Origin of the sequence: Streptomyces amritsarensis (assembly GCF_001953875.1) — a bacterium.
Classification (GTDB): domain Bacteria; phylum Actinomycetota; class Actinomycetes; order Streptomycetales; family Streptomycetaceae; genus Streptomyces; species Streptomyces amritsarensis.
Map to the genome: position 1 here is coordinate 61,740 of NZ_MQUR01000011.1, position 14,379 is coordinate 76,118.

The following is a 14,379-nucleotide window of genomic DNA, read 5'->3' on the forward strand; positions in this document are numbered from 1 at the left end:
CTAGGCCTCCCGGGCCGCCGAGGTGAAGGTCATGTCCGGGTAGCGGTCCCCGGCGACCTGCGCGGCGATCGGCTCCAGCAGGGCCAGCTCCGCCGGCGCCAGAGTGATCCGGGTCGCCGCGACGTTCTCGCGCAGCCGCTCCGCCCGGCGGGTCCCCGGGATCGGGACCACGGTCAGGCCGTGCACCGCCGCGCGCTGCTGCACCCAGGCCAGGGCGATCTGCGCGGGGCTCGCGCCCCGTGCCGCCGCGATCTCCCGGACCGGCTCCAGCAGCGCCGCGTTCCTCTTCGCGTTGTCGCCGGTGAACCGCGGCTGGTGGCGCCGGAAGTCGCTCTGCGACAGCTCCGCGGACGCGTCCGCGAAGGCCCCGGTCAGGAAGCCCCGGCCGAGCGGGGAGTACGGCACGAAGGCCACGCCCAGCTCGGCCGCCGCGGGCACCGCGCTGCGCTCCACGTCCCGGCTGAACAGCGACCACTCCGACTGCAGCGCCGCGATCGGGTGCACGGCGTGCGCCTCGCGCAGCTCCGCGCCGGTGACCTCGCTCAGCCCGAGATGGCGCACCTTGCCCTCGCGCACCAGCTCCGCCATGGCGCCCACCGACTCGGCGAGCGGCACGGCCGGGTCGCGCCGGTGCATGTAGTAGAGGTCGACGACGTCCACACCGAGCCGGCGCAGGCTGCCCTCGACGGCGGCGCGGATGTACGCGCGGTCGTTGCGGACGCCCCGGAAGGCCGGGTCGTCGTTGCGCTCTATGGCGAACTTCGTCGCCAGGGTGATGTCGCCCCGGTGCGCGGCCACGAACGGGGCGAGGAACTCCTCGTTGCGGCCGCGGCCGTAGACGTCCGCCGTGTCGAAGAGGGTGACCCCGGCGGCCAGCGCCGCCTCCAGGGTCTCCCGGGCGGCCGCCTCGTCGGTCTCCCCGTAGAACTCGCTCATGCCCATGCAGCCCAGGCCCTGGACGCCGACCACGGGGCCGCCCCTGCCGAGCTCGACCCGCTGCGGAATGTCCGCGTACTCCGTCATTGCCGTCCCTTCCCCGAGACCGTCTTCATCGCGTACGTGTCGATCTTGTAATCCAGTACGGCCAGCGCGTCCGTCAGCTCCGCCATCCGCGCCCGCACCTCGCTGCGTGTCCGTTCCAGCAGCCCGCGGCGTTCCTCGACGGTGTGCTCGCCCTCGCGGACCAGCTCGGCGTAGCGGACCATGTCGGCCACCGACATCCCCGTGGCGCGCAGCTTGCCCACGAAGCCCAGCCAGTCGAGGTCCTTGTCGGTGAAGCGGCGCTGGCCCGAGTGCGAGCGGTCCACCTGCGGCAACAGGCCGATCCGCTCGTACCAGCGCAGGGTGTGCTGGCTCAGACCGGTCCGGGCCTCCACCTCGCTGATCGTGTACCGCGTCTGCGTCAGGCCCGGGCTGTGGCTCAGGCTGTGGCTCCGGCTCATGGCCCCACGCTAGAACCCTTGAGCGCACTCCAAGCAAGTAGGCTCGGCCGCATGGACAGCAAGGAGGCCGCGAGCGGCATGGAAACCCTGCGGATCATCGAGACCTGGCCCGTGGACACCGCCGCGGCGGCCGTCGTACGCGCCGACGGGAGCCTCGCCGGCTCGCACGGGCCCGTCGACCACCGCTTCGCGCTGGCGTCGGTCACCAAGCCGCTCGCCGCGTACGCCGCCCTCGTGGCCCACGAGGAAGGGGCGGTCGAGCTGGACGAGCCGGCCGGGCCCGAGGGGTCGACGGTCCGTCACCTCCTCGCGCACACCAGCGGCCTGGCCTTCGACGAGCACCGTGCGATGGCCGCGCCCGGTACGCGCCGGCTGTACTCGAACGCCGGCTTCGAGGTGCTCGGCGACCACATCGCCAAGGCCACCGGGATCCCCTTCGCGGAGTACGTGCACCAGGCGGTCTTCGAGCCGCTGGGCATGACGTCGACCACCCTGGACGGCTCGCCCGCCAAGGACGGCGTCTCCACCGTCTCCGACCTGCTGCGCTTCGCCGCCGAACTGCAGGCCCCCCGGCTGCTCGACGTCCGCACGGTCGCCGAGGCCACCTCGGTCGTCCACCCCGGGCTCAAGGGCGTCCTGCCGGGTTACGGGAGCCAGTCCCCCAACGACTGGGGCCTGGGCATGGAGATCCGCGACGGCAAGTCCCCGCACTGGACGGGCCTGACGTCCTCCCCGCGCACCTTCGGCCACTTCGGCCAGGCCGGCACGTTCCTGTGGGTGGACCCGGACGCGCGCGCCGCGTGCGTGGCGCTGACCGACCGGCCCTTCGGCCCCTGGGCGGTCGAGGCGTGGACCCCGTTCACCGACGCGGTCCTGGCCGAACTCCGCACCCGCTAGGGGTGTCCGCCGGATCGGGTCGGGCAGCTCCCGGCCAGTGCTGTGGCCGGAAAGGTTTGCCGGGCGTCGCGACCCGGTGAACCCTGCCGGTCACAGCACTAGGCCGGCAGCTCCCAGATCAGCAGCTCTCCGGGGGACCCGGCGACGACCTCCAGTCCCTCCTCGGCGGTGATCCGCGCCGAGTCCCCGGGGCCCAGTTCCGCCCCGTCCAGGCGCAGGTCCCCGCGTACGACGTGCAGGTACACCCGCTCGGCGGCCGGTACGGCGACCCGCTCGCCCGCGCCGGGACGCCGTACGTGCAGGGCGGCGCCGGCCGCGGGGACCTCGTAGGGCGTGCCGTCGGGGACGCCCCGCAGCACCTCGTACGAGGGATCGCCGCCCGTGGCGAGCGGCGAGAGCCACATCTGCACGAAGCGCAGCGGCCGGTCGCCGTCGTTGCGCTCCACGTGGCGCGCCCCTGATCCGGCGCTGAGCCGCTGCACGTCCCCGGGCCCGACGAGGCTCTTCTCGCCGGTGCTGTCCTGGTGGGTGAGCTCGCCGTCGATCACCCAGGTCACGATCTCGGTGTGGCTGTGCGGGTGCTCGTCGAAGCCCGCGCCGGCCGCGAGGGTCTCCTCGTTGCAGGCCAGGACGGGGCCGAAGCGCAGGTTGTCCGGGTCGTAGAAGGACCCGAAGGAGAAGGCGTGCCGGGTGGTGATCCCGGCTGCCGGGTCCCCTCCCTCGTACCGGTCGGCGCCGCGGCGTACATCAATCATGAGGGCCACGGTAGCCCCAGCCGCGGGCCGGTGGCGGGCCCGGACACGGGACCGGACTCGGCGCAGCCTTCCCGATAAGGCAGTCTTGTCCCGTGCCTCAACCCGAACGTGAGCAGTCGCCCGCCACACACTCCGCGCATCCCGCTCCCGCGCATCCGCACACCGCGACGCTGCGCCGCCTGGAGAAGTCCTCCGGCCGCCTGGCGGCCAACGCGATCGCGCGCATGGACGAGACCCTGCCGTGGTACCGGGCGATGCCACCCGAGAACCGCTCGTGGATCGGGCTGGTCGCGCAGGCCGGTATCGCCGCGTTCACCGAGTGGTTCCGGCATCCGGAGACTCCGCAGGCGATCTCCACGGACGTCTTCGGCACGGCTCCGCGCGAGCTGACCCGGGCGATCACCCTGCGGCAGACCGTCGAGATGGTGCGGACCACGATCGAGGTCATGGAGACCGCGATCGAGGAGGTGGCGGCCCCCGGCGACGAGTCGATCCTGCGTGAGGCGCTGCTGGTGTACGCGCGGGAGATCGCCTTCGCGACCGCGCAGGTGTACGCGCAGGCCGCCGAGGCGCGCGGGGCGTGGGACGCCCGGCTGGAGTCCCTGGTCGTCAACGCGGTGCTGTCCGGGGAGGCCGACGAGGGCGCGCTGTCGCGGGCGGCGGCGCTGGGCTGGAACTCCCCGGAGCACGTGTGCGTGGTGCTCGGCACGGCGCCGGAGGGCGACAGCGAGCTCACCGTCGAGGCCATCCGGAGGGCGGCCCGCCATCACAAGCTCCAGGTCCTGACGGGTGTGCTCGGAGACCGTCTGGTCGTCATCGCGGGCGGCAGCGACAACCCGATGCAGGTGGCGAAGTCCCTGATCGGGCCGTTCGCCGCGGGTCCGGTGGTGGCCGGACCGGTGGTCGCCGACCTGCTGAACGCCACGAAGTCGGCGCAGGCCGCGGCGGCCGGACTCAAGGCCTGTACGGCGTGGCAGGACGCTCCGCGCCCGGTCCTGGCGGATGATCTCCTGCCGGAACGCGCGATCGCCTCCGATCCGGCTGCCAGGGAACAGCTGGTGGAGGAGATCTACAGACCGCTTGAGGAGGCGGGTTCGGCACTGCTGGAGACGTTGAGTGTCTACCTGGAGCAGGCGAGCAGCCTCGAAGGGGCAGCTCGGATGCTGTTCGTGCACCCCAATACGGTGCGCTACCGGCTGCGACGTGTGACCGACGTCACCGGTTGGTCGCCGTCCGATGTCCGATCGGCGTTCACGCTGCGGATCGCCCTGATTCTGGGGCGTCTGGCCGACGGTGACAGCCAGTCCTAGACTTTTGTGGGACATCAACAATTACCCCGACGGTTCTTGGTCCCTGTCCCCACGGGCGGCAGGGACCATCCACAAGAGAGAGTGTGAGGGTGCTCGTACTCGTCGCTCCCGGCCAAGGCGCTCAGACGCCCGGCTTCTTGACTCCCTGGCTCGACCTCCCCGGCGCCGCTGACCGCGTCGCCGAGTGGTCCGACGCCATCAAGCTGGACCTTGCCCGCTACGGCACGACGGCCGACGCCGAGGAGATCCGCGACACCGCGGTCGCCCAGCCCCTGCTGGTCGCCGCCGGTCTGCTGTCCGCCTCCGCGCTGGGTTCCACCTCGGCCTTCGGCGCCGTCGCCGGCCACAGCGTCGGCGAGATCACGGCCGCGGCCATCGCCGGCGTGCTGCCCGAGAAGGACGCGCTGTCGTTCGTCCGGACCCGCGGGCTGGGCATGGCGGAGGCCGCCGCCGTCACCGAGACGGGCATGGCCGCGGTGCTCGGCGGGGAACCCTCCGTCGTCGTCGCACACCTCGAGAAGCTCGGCCTGACCCCGGCCAACATCAACGGCGCGGGCCAGATCGTGGCCGCCGGCACGATGGAGCAGATCGAAGCCCTCCAGGCCGACAAGCCCGAGGGTTCCATGAAGGTCGTTCCCCTCAAGGTCGCGGGCGCCTTCCACACGCACCACATGGCCCCCGCGGTCGCCGAGCTGGAGAAGGCCGCCGAGGCCCTCACCCCGGCCGACCCGGCGGTGAAGTACGTCTCGAACAAGGACGGCCTCGTCGTCGCCACGGGCGCCGACGTCGTCGCCCGCCTGGTCGGCCAGGTCGCGAACCCGGTCCGCTGGGACCTGTGCATGGAGACGTTCGCCGAGCTGGGCGTCACGGGGATCATCGAGCTGTCCCCCGGCGGCACCCTGACGGGTCTGGCCAAGCGCGCGCTGAAGGGCGTACCGAGCGTCGCGCTGAAGACCCCGGACGATCTCGAGAAGGCCGCGGCGCTGGTCGCCGAACTGACGGCCTGAGAGAAGGAGCCCACACAGCATGTCCAAGATCAAGCCGGCCAAGGGCTCCCCCTACGCCCGCATCCTCGGCGTCGGCGGCTACCGCCCGACCCGTGTGGTGCCCAACGAGGTCATCCTCGAGACCATCGACTCCTCCGACGAGTGGATCCGCTCCCGGTCCGGCATCGCCACCCGGCACTGGGCCTCGCCCCAGGAGACCGTCGCCGCGATGTCGGTGGAGGCCTCGGGCAAGGCGCTGGCCGACGCCGGTGTCGCCCCCGAGCAGATCGGTGCGGTGATCGTCTCCACGGTCTCGCACTTCAAGCAGACCCCGGCCGTCGCGACCGAGATCGCGCACCGGGTCGGCGCGGTCAAGCCCGCCGCCTTCGACATCTCCGCGGGCTGTGCCGGTTTCGGCTACGGCCTGACCCTCGCCAAGGGCATGGTGGTGGAGGGGTCCGCCCAGTACGTCCTCGTCATCGGCGTGGAGCGGCTCTCGGACCTCACCGACCTGGAGGACCGCGCGACGGCCTTCCTGTTCGGCGACGGTGCCGGCGCCGTCGTCGTCGGCCCCTCGGACGAGCCGGCCATCGGCCCCACCGTGTGGGGTTCGGAGGGCGACAAGTCCGACACGATCAAGCAGACCGTGCCGTGGGACGAGTACCTCGGCAAGGACGCCGGAGAGAAGTTCCCGGCCATCACGCAGGAGGGTCAGGCGGTCTTCCGCTGGGCCGTCTTCGAGATGGCCAAGGTGGCCCAGCAGGCGCTCGACGCCGCCGGGATCACCGCGGACGACCTGGACGTCTTCATCCCGCACCAGGCGAACATGCGGATCATCGACTCGATGGTGAAGACTCTGAAGCTGCCGGAGCACGTCACGGTCGCCCGTGACGTGGAGACGACCGGCAACACGTCGGCCGCCTCGATCCCGCTCGCCATGGAGCGGCTCCTGGCGACCGGAGCGGCGAAGAGCGGCGACACCGCGCTCGTCATCGGCTTCGGGGCGGGGCTCGTCTACGCCGCGACGGTCGTTACCCTCCCCTAGGGCCGGGATCCACATCCCGGTCTTTCTACCCAGTTACCCAGAGAAGGAGCGCCACATGGCCGCCACGCAGGAAGAGATCGTCGAGGGCCTCGCCGAGATCGTCAACGAGATCGCGGGCATCCCGGTCGAGGACGTCGAGATCGGCAAGTCCTTCACCGACGACCTGGACGTCGACTCCCTGTCCATGGTCGAGGTCGTCGTCGCCGCCGAAGAGCGCTTCGACGTCAAGATCCCGGACGAGGACGTCAAGAACCTCAAGACGGTCGGCGACGCCGCGGAATACATCCTGAAGCACCAGGCCTGAGCCTGACGAGCGTTTGTCGCCACCCGGCGGTGGCGCCGTGACAATTCAGCACCCTCTGAGACGTGGAGAAAGAATTCCTGTGAGCCCGACCAATCGCACCGTGGTCGTCACCGGTATCGGCGCAACCACTCCGCTGGGTGGCGACAGCGCTTCGACCTGGGAAGGTCTGCTCGCCGGCCGCTCCGGCGTCAAGCCCCTGGAGGGCGAGCGCTTCGCCGAACTCCCGGTACGCATCGCCGCCCCGGTCGCCGTGGACCCGAGTGAGGTCCTGCCCCGGCCGCTGGCCCGCAAGCTGGACCGCTCGGCGCAGTTCGCCGTCATCGCGGCCCGCGAGGCGTGGGCCGACGCCGGCTACACCGCTCCGGCGGGCGAGGACGAGTCCGTCGCGCCCGACCGCCTGGGCACCGTGATCGCCTCCGGTATCGGCGGTGTCACCACTCTGCTCGACCAGTACGACGTACTGAAGGAAAAGGGTGTGCGCCGGGTCTCCCCGCACACCGTCCCCATGCTCATGCCGAACGGCCCGTCGGCCAACGTCGGCCTGGAGGTCAACGCCCAGGCGGGCGTGCACACTCCGGTCAGCGCCTGCGCGTCCGGCGCCGAGGCCATCGGCTACGCCGTCGAGATGATCCGCACCGGCCGCGCCGACGTGGTCGTCGCGGGCGGCACCGAGGCCGCGATCCACCCGCTGCCGATCGCCGCCTTCGCCAACATGATGGCGATGTCGAAGAACAACGAGAGCCCCGAGACGGCCTCCCGTCCGTACGACAAGGCCCGTGACGGCTTCGTCCTGGGCGAGGGCGCGGGCGTCGTCATCCTGGAGTCCGCCGAGCACGCGGCCAAGCGCGGTGCCCGGGTGTACTGCGAGGTGCTGGGCCAGGGCCTGTCCGCGGACAGCCACCACATCGCGCAGCCCGAGCCGACCGGCCGCGGTGTCGCGGCCGCGGTGCAGAACCTGCTCGACAACACGGGTCTCGACCCGGCCGAGCTGGTCCACGTCAACGCGCACGCCACGTCCACCCCGCAGGGTGACACGGCCGAGATCAAGGCCCTGCGCAAGGTCCTGGGCGACGACCTCGACCACATCGCGATCTCCGCGACCAAGTCGATGACCGGTCACCTGCTGGGCGGCGCGGGCGGTATCGAGACCGTCGCGACGGTGCTGGCGCTGTACCACCGCCTGGCCCCGCCGACGATCAACGTCGACGCGCTCGACGACGACATCGACGCGGACATCGTGCGGGACGAGCCGCGCAAGCTGCCGGCCGACGGCCCGATCTCCGCGATCAACAACTCCTTCGGCTTCGGCGGCCACAACGTGACGCTCGCCTTCCGAAGCGTCTGACATCCGCCTGCACGTGAAGGGCCCCGCACGGCAGTCGCCGTGCGGGGCCCTTCGCGTTCCATCGGGCCGTGCCGCCGGTCAGACCACCTGGTGGAGCCAGCGGACCGGGGCGCCCTCGCCGGCGTAGCGGAACGGCTCCAGTTCGTCGTCCCAGGGCTTGCCGAGCAGTTTGGCGATCTCCGCCTCAAGGTCGGTCTCGCCGCGCGAGGACCGGGCCAGCGCGGCGCGCAGCCGGTCCTCCGGGATCAGGATGTCGCCGTGCAGGCCGGTGACGGCGTGGAAGATGCCGAGCTCCGGTGTGGAGCTGTAGCGCTCGCCCTCGGCGGTCGGACAGGGCTCCGCGGTCACCTCGAAGCGCAGCAGGTGCCAGCCGCGCAGCGCGGAGGCGAGCTTCGAGGCGGTGCCCGCTTCGGCCTGCCAGGAGAACTCGGCTCTCCAGGTGCCGGGGGAGGCGGGCTGCCGGATCCAGTCGAGGTTCACCCGCACCCCGAGCACGCCCGCTACGGCCCATTCCACGTGCGGGCAGAGCGCGCGCGGTGCGGAATGCACGTACAGAACTCCACGTGTCGTCACCGGGACCTCCAGTGGTGGACGAGGTCGGGAATAAACTCCAGAAAACGGACAGTTTGTGACGTGATGTAATGTAACGGAAATTATTTGACATTGCGCAACGGGACCTGCGGCCGAAACGCCACGGGAAAAAGCTACCGTGCGCCAGGGGTCCTGGTGTGACGTACGGTCGCTCCGAGGCCGGTAAACACAGAGCTTTCACTCAGCAGGACCCCCCGAACGACGTGGGGGCCACAAGGAGGGGTCCTTCCCATGCGCACCACCGCTCCCCGCCGCCGCGCGCGCCGTGCTCTCGCGGGGGCGGGCGCGGCGGTCGCGCTGCTGGCCGGGACCCTGACGGGGTGCCAGTCGGGCGGGTCGGCCGACCCGGGCGAGCGCGGGGCGCAGTCGGCTCCCCGGTGGAACACGGCGCCCACCTCGATCGCGGCCGCCGGCGACTCCATCACACGTGGTTTCGACGCCTGTTCGGTCCTCGCCGACTGCCCCGAGGTCTCCTGGGCCACCGGCAGCGACCCCGCCGTCCGCTCCCTCGCGGCCCGGCTGCTCGGGGACGCCGCGGTGCCGGGGCGCAGTTGGAACTACGCGGTGACCGGCTCGCGGATGGCGGACCTGCCGGGCCAGCTGACGGCCGCCGCCGCGCACAAGCCCGACCTGGTCACGGTGATGGTGGGGTCGAACGACGCCTGCCGGCCCACCGCTTCGGCGATGACCCCGGTGGCGGAGTTCCGCTCCGGTTTCGAGCAGGCCCTCGCGCAGCTGCGGGCCGCCTCCCCGGCCTCCCAGGTGTACGTCTCCAGCGTGCCCGACCTGCAACGGCTGTGGGAGCAGGGCAAGGACCTGCCGATGGTGCGCCAGGTCTGGAAGCTGGGTATCTGCCAGTCGATGCTCGCCGATCCGCTGTCGCTGGCCACGGGGGCCACGGCCCGGCGCGAGCAGGTGCGGGCGCGGGTGGTGGAGTACAACGAGGTGCTGCGCGAGGTCTGCGCTAAGGACGCGCTGTGCCGCTACGACGGCGGCGCGGTGTTCCGGTACCCCTTCGCGGCGGAGCAGTTGAGCCGCTGGGACTGGTTCCACCCGGGCAAGGACGGGCAGGCGCGGCTGGCGGAACTGGCGCACCGCCAGGTGACGGCGGCCGAGCCGCCGCGTTGACGCCGTGTGCGCGCAGGGTCCGGGAGCGGGCGTCAGCTCCCGCCCCCGGACCGGCATTCAGGGGTGATTTCCGGCCATACGGCGTGTCAGGCGATGTCGAGCGTCGCGGTCAGCCGGGTGTCGCCGTGCGCGTGGCTCACGCGGACCTCGTAGACGCCGCCGATCCGGCGCCAGCCCCGGGCCTCCTCGTCCCAGATCTCGAAGGCGCGGGCAGGGAGCGCGATCTCGGTCTCCACGCTCTCGCCGGGGCCCGCGGCGACGTTCGCGAAGCCGGCGAGCCAGCTCGCCGGACGCTCCGCGGTCGTGCTCCGCGCCCCCTCGGACGCGGTGGCCGCGGGCGCCAGGTAGACCTGGACGACCTCGCGGCCGGCCCGGGCGCCGGTGTTGGTGACGCGGACCCGTACGGCGTCCGGGGTGGCCTCCAGTGACTCGTACGCCCAGTCGGTGTAGCCCAGGCCGTGCCCGAAGGGGTAGGCGGGGACGACGCCCTGCCGCTCGTAGGCGCGGTAGCCGATGAAGAGGCCTTCGCCGTACTCCAGCCGCCCGTCGGTGGGGACGACCTCGGTGACGGGCGCGTCCGCGAGCCGGGCCGGCCAGGTGGTGGGCAGCCGGCCGCCCGGCTCCGCCCGGCCGAACAGTACGTCGGCCAGCGCGGCCCCGCCTTCCTGCCCGGGGAACCAGGTCAGCAGGACGGCGGCGACGTCCTCGCGCCAGGGGAGCTCCACCGGGGAGCCCGCGTTGACGACGACCACGGTGTTCGGGTTGACCGCGGCGACGGCCCGCACCAGGTCGTCCTGGCGGCCCGGGAGGGCGAGGTCGGCGCGGTCGAAGCCCTCGGACTCGACGCGTTCGGTCGTGGCGACGACCACGACGGCGGTGTCGGCGGCCCGGGCGGCCTGCACCGCCTCGGCGATCAGGTCGTCGGGGTCGCGCCGCGGACCGAGGTGGAGCAGCGAGAACATGACGGCCCGCAGCGGGAGCCCGCTCATGTCGGGGACCTGGTAGGTCAGCGACACCTCGACGGGCTCGCCCTCGGCGAGGGTGACACGGGCACGCTCGCTGGGCGCCCCGAAGAAGGCCTCGAAGGGGTCGGTCTCGTCGCCCATCCCCTGGACGCCGCTCCACAGGCGCCGTCCGCCGACCGTGAGGGAGAAGGCGCCGAGTCCGCGGGTGCCGAAGGTGTGCTCACCGCTCTCGCGCGGCACGAACGTGCCGCGGACCTCGATGCTCGCCATCGTCTCGTACGTGGCGCCCGCGGGCAGGTCGTCGCCGATCCACTGGACCTGCCCGGTAGGCAGGCGGCCCTCGCCGAGGACGGCCCCCGAGGCGTCGCGGCACACGGCGACGAGCTCGAACCCCTTGTCGGCGGGGGTGGGCTCCTCGCAGGGGTCGGCCCCGACGGCGTAGGTCAGGGCCCCCTCGGGGAGGGCCGCGGCGAGGCCGTCGAGCGGGGAGACGATCCGTTCGGGGAAGACGGTGGCGCTGCCGCCGCCCAGTACCCGGGCGTCGCGCGCGGCGGCCCCGAGGAGGGCGATGGTGCGCCCGGCGGAGGCGTCGAGCGGCAGGAGGCCGGCCTCGTTGCGCACGAGGACGAAGCCGCGGGCGGCGAGCTCGCGGGCCAGCGCACGGCCGTCGACCGGGGCCGGCGGGGTCTCGACGGCGGCGGGGGCGCCCTCCAGGGCCCCGACGCGGGCGGCGAGGCGCAGGACGTGGCGCACGGCGTCGTCGACGGCCGCTTCGGGGACCTCTCCGGCGCGGACGGCCTCGGCGAGGGCGGGCCCGTAGACGGTGGTCGGGCCGGGCATGGCGACGTCCATGCCGCCCAGGAGGGCCCCGGCGGTGGAGCGGGCGGCCATCCAGTCGGAGACGTTGCAGCCGTCGAAGCCCCACTCGCCGCGCAGGACCTCGTTCACCAGGTACCGGTGTTCGGTCATGGTCGTGCCGTTGACCTGGTTGTAGGCGGTCATGACGCCCCATGGGCGGGCACGGGCGACGATGGCCTCGAAGGGGGCCAGGTACAGCTCGCGCAGCGGGCGGGGGGCGATGGCGCTGTCGACGGTGAACCGGTCGGTCTCGGCGTCGTTGCCGACGAAGTGCTTGACCGTGGTGGCGACCCCGCCGTCCTGGACGCCGCTCACGTAGCCGCTGCCGATGGCGCCGGTGAGGTACGGGTCCTCGGAGTAGCACTCGAAGTGCCGGCCGCCGAGCGGGGAGCGGTGCAGGTTGACGGTGGGCGCGAGCAGGACGTGGACGCCCTTGCGGCGGGCCTCCTGGGCGAGGAGACGGCCGGCGCGGCGGGCGAGTTCCGGGTCCCAGGCGGCGGCGAGCGAGGTCGGGGAGGGCAGGGCGACGGACGGGTCGTCGGCGGTCCAGCGCACGCCGCGCACCCCGATGGGCCCGTCGGACATGACCAGGGACCTCAGCCCGATGGCGGGGATCGCGGGCAGGGACCACATGTCCTGGCCGGCCAGCAGAAGGGTCTTGGTGTCGAGGTCGAGCTTGTCGAGCGCCGCCTCCACGGCGTCGTCCCGGATCTGATCGCGGACCTGATCGGCATCGGTCACGGCCGTGTCTCCTCGTCGAGAGCGGTGCGGTGGCGTGGGTGCGGCGCTGTGCGGCGCCGTGCGGCGCTGTGCGGCGCCGTGCGGCGTTGTGCGGCGCCGTGCGGCGTTGTGCGGTGCGGCGCCCCCATCGTGGACCCGTCGCCTGGCGATCGGTAGGGTTTGTTATCCCTTCGAGATATTCGAATGTCGTACGGTCCTCCTACGGTCCTGCCGACGGGAGTGGAGGAAGGGGTGCCATGGCGATGGCCAGGGCGAGGAGCGAGGAGCGTCGCGGGGAGATCGTCCGCGCGGCCGTCGAGGTGATCGCGGAGCGCGGCTACCGGGGGGCGTCCCTGGGCACGGTCGCGGAGCGCGTGGGCCTGACCCAGCAGGGGCTGCTGCACTACTTCCCGACCAAGGAGGCACTGCTCGTCGCGGTGCTGGAGGAACGCGACCGGTGGGACACGGGCGGCGGCTCGCGCGCCGCGGCGGACACCTGGCGGCTGGACCTGCTGGCCTCGCTGGTGGACTACAACGCGATGCGTCCGGGCATCGTGCAGACCTTCTCGGCGCTGCTGGGCGAGAGCGTCACCGACGGGCACCCGGCCCGGGAGTTCTTCACCGAGCGCTATGCCCAGGTCCGGGGCGAGATGGCGGCGGTACTGCGGGCCGAGTTCGGCGACCGCCTGCCCTCGGGCCTCACCCCGGAGCAGGCGGCACCGCTGCTGACGGCGGTCATGGACGGCCTCCAGTACCAATGGCTGCTGGCCCCGGAGTCCGTGGACATGCCCGCCGCCTTCCGCGCCTTCCTGACCCTGCTGCGAGGCCCGGGAGAGGGATGACTAGTCGATCTGGAGCTCGCCCATCCGGCTCCAACCGGTCGCGCCCTCGATGGTCGTGCTGACGATCTCGGGCGTACGGGTCACCATCGGCCGCATGGTCTCCAGCGCGGCGCCGAAGTGCTCGGAGGTGACGTGCGCTTCGGCGGCGCCGTCCTGGAAGGCCTCGACCAGCACGTAGGTGTTCGGCTCCTCAAGACTGCGCGACCACTCGAACCACAGGTTCCCGGGTTCGGCGCGGGTGGCGCGGGTGAAGGGCGCGACCTTGTCGGGCCACGCGTCGACGTATTCGGGCTTGACGGGGAATTTCACCACAATGAAGATCACACCGGCATTTTATGCAGGCTGATCCCCGCCACGGGCCTGCTCCGGACCGCGGCCCCGGCCGGGTCAGGGGCGCAGGGCGGAGAGGTCCCGATCCGCGAGGTCCGGGCGCGACGCCAGCGCGGCGTGGACCGCCTCCAGGATCGGCAGCGGCGCGTGGACCGCGGCCAGCGCCACGTCCTTCGCGGCCAGGGCGACCGGGAAGTGCGAGGCGTCCGCGTACGCCCGCGCCACCGCGCCCGCCAGCGGCCCGCGGGCCAGCTGCGCACGGACCAGCTCCTCCGGCAGGCCCAAGGCCCCGCCCAGCCTCAGCGCCTCGGCCACCAGCGCCACCCCGCCCACCGCCGTGTTGATCAGCACCAGCTTCAGCGCCGCCCCGGTACCGAACGGACCGCACACGGTGACCTCGCCGAGGGCGTCGAGGACCCGCCGGACCGGTCCGGGCAGCGGGTCACCGCCCGCCAGCACCCACAACTCCCCCGCCGCCGCCCGGTCGACGCTGCCCATCACGGGCGCGTCGGTCAGCGTCACCCCCGCCGGCAGCCGCCCGGCCAGCTCCCGTACCGCCTCCGGCCCGACCGTCGAGGTGTCGATCCAGTGGACTCCGGGGCGCAGGGCGGGCAGCACGTCCTGCGCGACGGCCCGCAGGGCGGCCGGATCGGCCAGCATGGTGACGACGAGGTCCGCGTCACGGACGGCCTCCGCGGGCGAGGCGGCGACCGTGGCCCCGGCCTGCGCGAGCGGCCGCGCCTTCTTAGGCGTCCGGTTCCACACCGTCAGGCGGTGGCCGCGCGAGAGCAGGTGACGGGCCATCGGGGCGCCCATGCGGCCGAGGCCGAGGAATGCGATCTTCTGCACTGTGTCCATGCC

At 72.7% G+C, this 14,379-nt stretch carries 15 protein-coding genes; 8 read left to right on the top strand and 7 right to left on the bottom strand.

Annotated elements, in window-relative coordinates:
• Complete coding sequence (locus AVW11_RS07600) at positions 1 to 1,023, bottom strand: aldo/keto reductase (protein ID WP_076043577.1); 1,023 nt, start codon at positions 1,021 to 1,023, stop codon at positions 1 to 3.
• Positions 1,020 to 1,442 (bottom strand): MerR family transcriptional regulator, encoded by a 423-nt coding sequence (locus AVW11_RS07605; protein WP_030841230.1) that lies wholly within the window; start codon positions 1,440 to 1,442, stop codon positions 1,020 to 1,022. The genes AVW11_RS07600 and AVW11_RS07605 overlap by 4 nt, the downstream gene beginning before the upstream one ends.
• Before the next feature lie 78 nt (positions 1,443 to 1,520).
• Here AVW11_RS07605 and AVW11_RS07610 point away from each other — a divergent pair, with 78 nt between their 5' ends.
• Positions 1,521 to 2,339 (top strand): serine hydrolase domain-containing protein, encoded by an 819-nt coding sequence (locus AVW11_RS07610; RefSeq protein ID WP_076043608.1) that lies wholly within the window; start codon positions 1,521 to 1,523, stop codon positions 2,337 to 2,339.
• 98 nt (positions 2,340 to 2,437) lie between these two features.
• Here the strand turns inward: AVW11_RS07610 and AVW11_RS07615 are convergent, their stop codons facing one another.
• Complete coding sequence (locus tag AVW11_RS07615; RefSeq protein WP_107423249.1) at positions 2,438 to 3,094, bottom strand: pirin family protein; 657 nt, start codon at positions 3,092 to 3,094, stop codon at positions 2,438 to 2,440.
• A gap of 92 nt (positions 3,095 to 3,186) precedes the next feature.
• Here AVW11_RS07615 and AVW11_RS07620 point away from each other — a divergent pair, with 92 nt between their 5' ends.
• The 5 genes from AVW11_RS07620 (at position 3,187) to fabF (ending at position 8,084) form a co-directional block, all read left to right on the top strand.
• Positions 3,187 to 4,404, top strand: coding sequence for a PucR family transcriptional regulator (locus tag AVW11_RS07620; protein WP_060178111.1), 1,218 nt, complete (start codon positions 3,187 to 3,189; stop codon positions 4,402 to 4,404).
• Positions 4,405 to 4,493: 89 nt separating this feature from the next.
• Complete coding sequence (locus AVW11_RS07625) at positions 4,494 to 5,411, top strand: ACP S-malonyltransferase (protein WP_060178110.1); 918 nt, start codon at positions 4,494 to 4,496, stop codon at positions 5,409 to 5,411.
• A gap of 19 nt (positions 5,412 to 5,430) precedes the next feature.
• Positions 5,431 to 6,435 carry a ketoacyl-ACP synthase III gene (locus AVW11_RS07630; RefSeq protein WP_030841215.1) on the top strand — a complete coding sequence of 335 codons (1,005 nt, stop codon included), beginning with the start codon at positions 5,431 to 5,433 and terminating at the stop codon, positions 6,433 to 6,435.
• A 55-nt stretch (positions 6,436 to 6,490) separates the two neighbouring features.
• Positions 6,491 to 6,739 (top strand): acyl carrier protein, encoded by a 249-nt coding sequence (locus AVW11_RS07635; RefSeq protein ID WP_030841212.1) that lies wholly within the window; start codon positions 6,491 to 6,493, stop codon positions 6,737 to 6,739.
• Between the two features lie 79 nt (positions 6,740 to 6,818).
• Entirely contained in the window at positions 6,819 to 8,084 is a 1,266-nt protein-coding gene (gene fabF / locus AVW11_RS07640) for a beta-ketoacyl-ACP synthase II (protein WP_076043578.1), read from the top strand.
• Positions 8,085 to 8,162: 78 nt separating this feature from the next.
• Here the strand turns inward: fabF and AVW11_RS07645 are convergent, their stop codons facing one another.
• Positions 8,163 to 8,657, bottom strand: a complete 495-nt coding sequence (locus tag AVW11_RS07645) for a DUF3145 domain-containing protein (RefSeq protein ID WP_030841205.1) — start codon at positions 8,655 to 8,657, stop codon at positions 8,163 to 8,165.
• A 249-nt stretch (positions 8,658 to 8,906) separates the two neighbouring features.
• On the opposite strand from AVW11_RS07645, the gene AVW11_RS07650 reads away from it, so the two are divergent.
• The gene (locus AVW11_RS07650) at positions 8,907 to 9,803 is read left to right on the top strand and encodes an SGNH/GDSL hydrolase family protein (protein WP_076043579.1); all 897 of its coding nucleotides are present in this window, start codon (positions 8,907 to 8,909) and stop codon (positions 9,801 to 9,803) included.
• Positions 9,804 to 9,889: 86 nt separating this feature from the next.
• Here the strand turns inward: AVW11_RS07650 and AVW11_RS07655 are convergent, their stop codons facing one another.
• The gene (locus AVW11_RS07655; RefSeq protein ID WP_076043580.1) at positions 9,890 to 12,367 is read right to left on the bottom strand and encodes a beta-glucosidase family protein; all 2,478 of its coding nucleotides are present in this window, start codon (positions 12,365 to 12,367) and stop codon (positions 9,890 to 9,892) included.
• Between the two features lie 242 nt (positions 12,368 to 12,609).
• Here AVW11_RS07655 and AVW11_RS07660 point away from each other — a divergent pair, with 242 nt between their 5' ends.
• Entirely contained in the window at positions 12,610 to 13,188 is a 579-nt protein-coding gene (locus AVW11_RS07660; protein ID WP_030841195.1) for a TetR/AcrR family transcriptional regulator, read from the top strand.
• Here the strand turns inward: AVW11_RS07660 and AVW11_RS07665 are convergent, their stop codons facing one another.
• Positions 13,189 to 13,512 carry a putative quinol monooxygenase gene (locus tag AVW11_RS07665; protein WP_060178107.1) on the bottom strand — a complete coding sequence of 108 codons (324 nt, stop codon included), beginning with the start codon at positions 13,510 to 13,512 and terminating at the stop codon, positions 13,189 to 13,191. It lies immediately after the preceding gene.
• A 63-nt stretch (positions 13,513 to 13,575) separates the two neighbouring features.
• Positions 13,576 to 14,376 carry an NAD(P)-dependent oxidoreductase gene (locus AVW11_RS07670; RefSeq protein WP_206281886.1) on the bottom strand — a complete coding sequence of 267 codons (801 nt, stop codon included), beginning with the start codon at positions 14,374 to 14,376 and terminating at the stop codon, positions 13,576 to 13,578.
• Positions 14,377 to 14,379: the final 3 nt, after the last annotated feature.

What these genes read in the sequence shown, in the direction of transcription:
- AVW11_RS07635 (WP_030841212.1), top strand. Translation starts at nt 6,491, where the DNA reads ATGGCCGCCACGCAGGAAGAGATCGTCGAGGGCCTCGCCGAGATCGTC.
- AVW11_RS07610 (WP_076043608.1), top strand. Translation starts at nt 1,521, where the DNA reads ATGGAAACCCTGCGGATCATCGAGACCTGGCCCGTGGACACCGCCGCG.
- AVW11_RS07660 (WP_030841195.1), top strand. Translation starts at nt 12,610, where the DNA reads ATGGCCAGGGCGAGGAGCGAGGAGCGTCGCGGGGAGATCGTCCGCGCG.
- AVW11_RS07670 (WP_206281886.1), bottom strand. Translation starts at nt 14,376, where the DNA reads ATGGACACAGTGCAGAAGATCGCATTCCTCGGCCTCGGCCGCATGGGC.
- AVW11_RS07630 (WP_030841215.1), top strand. Translation starts at nt 5,431, where the DNA reads ATGTCCAAGATCAAGCCGGCCAAGGGCTCCCCCTACGCCCGCATCCTC.
- AVW11_RS07605 (WP_030841230.1), bottom strand. Translation starts at nt 1,442, where the DNA reads ATGAGCCGGAGCCACAGCCTGAGCCACAGCCCGGGCCTGACGCAGACG.
- AVW11_RS07615 (WP_107423249.1), bottom strand. Translation starts at nt 3,094, where the DNA reads ATGATTGATGTACGCCGCGGCGCCGACCGGTACGAGGGAGGGGACCCG.
- AVW11_RS07600 (WP_076043577.1), bottom strand. Translation starts at nt 1,023, where the DNA reads ATGACGGAGTACGCGGACATTCCGCAGCGGGTCGAGCTCGGCAGGGGC.
- AVW11_RS07650 (WP_076043579.1), top strand. Translation starts at nt 8,907, where the DNA reads ATGCGCACCACCGCTCCCCGCCGCCGCGCGCGCCGTGCTCTCGCGGGG.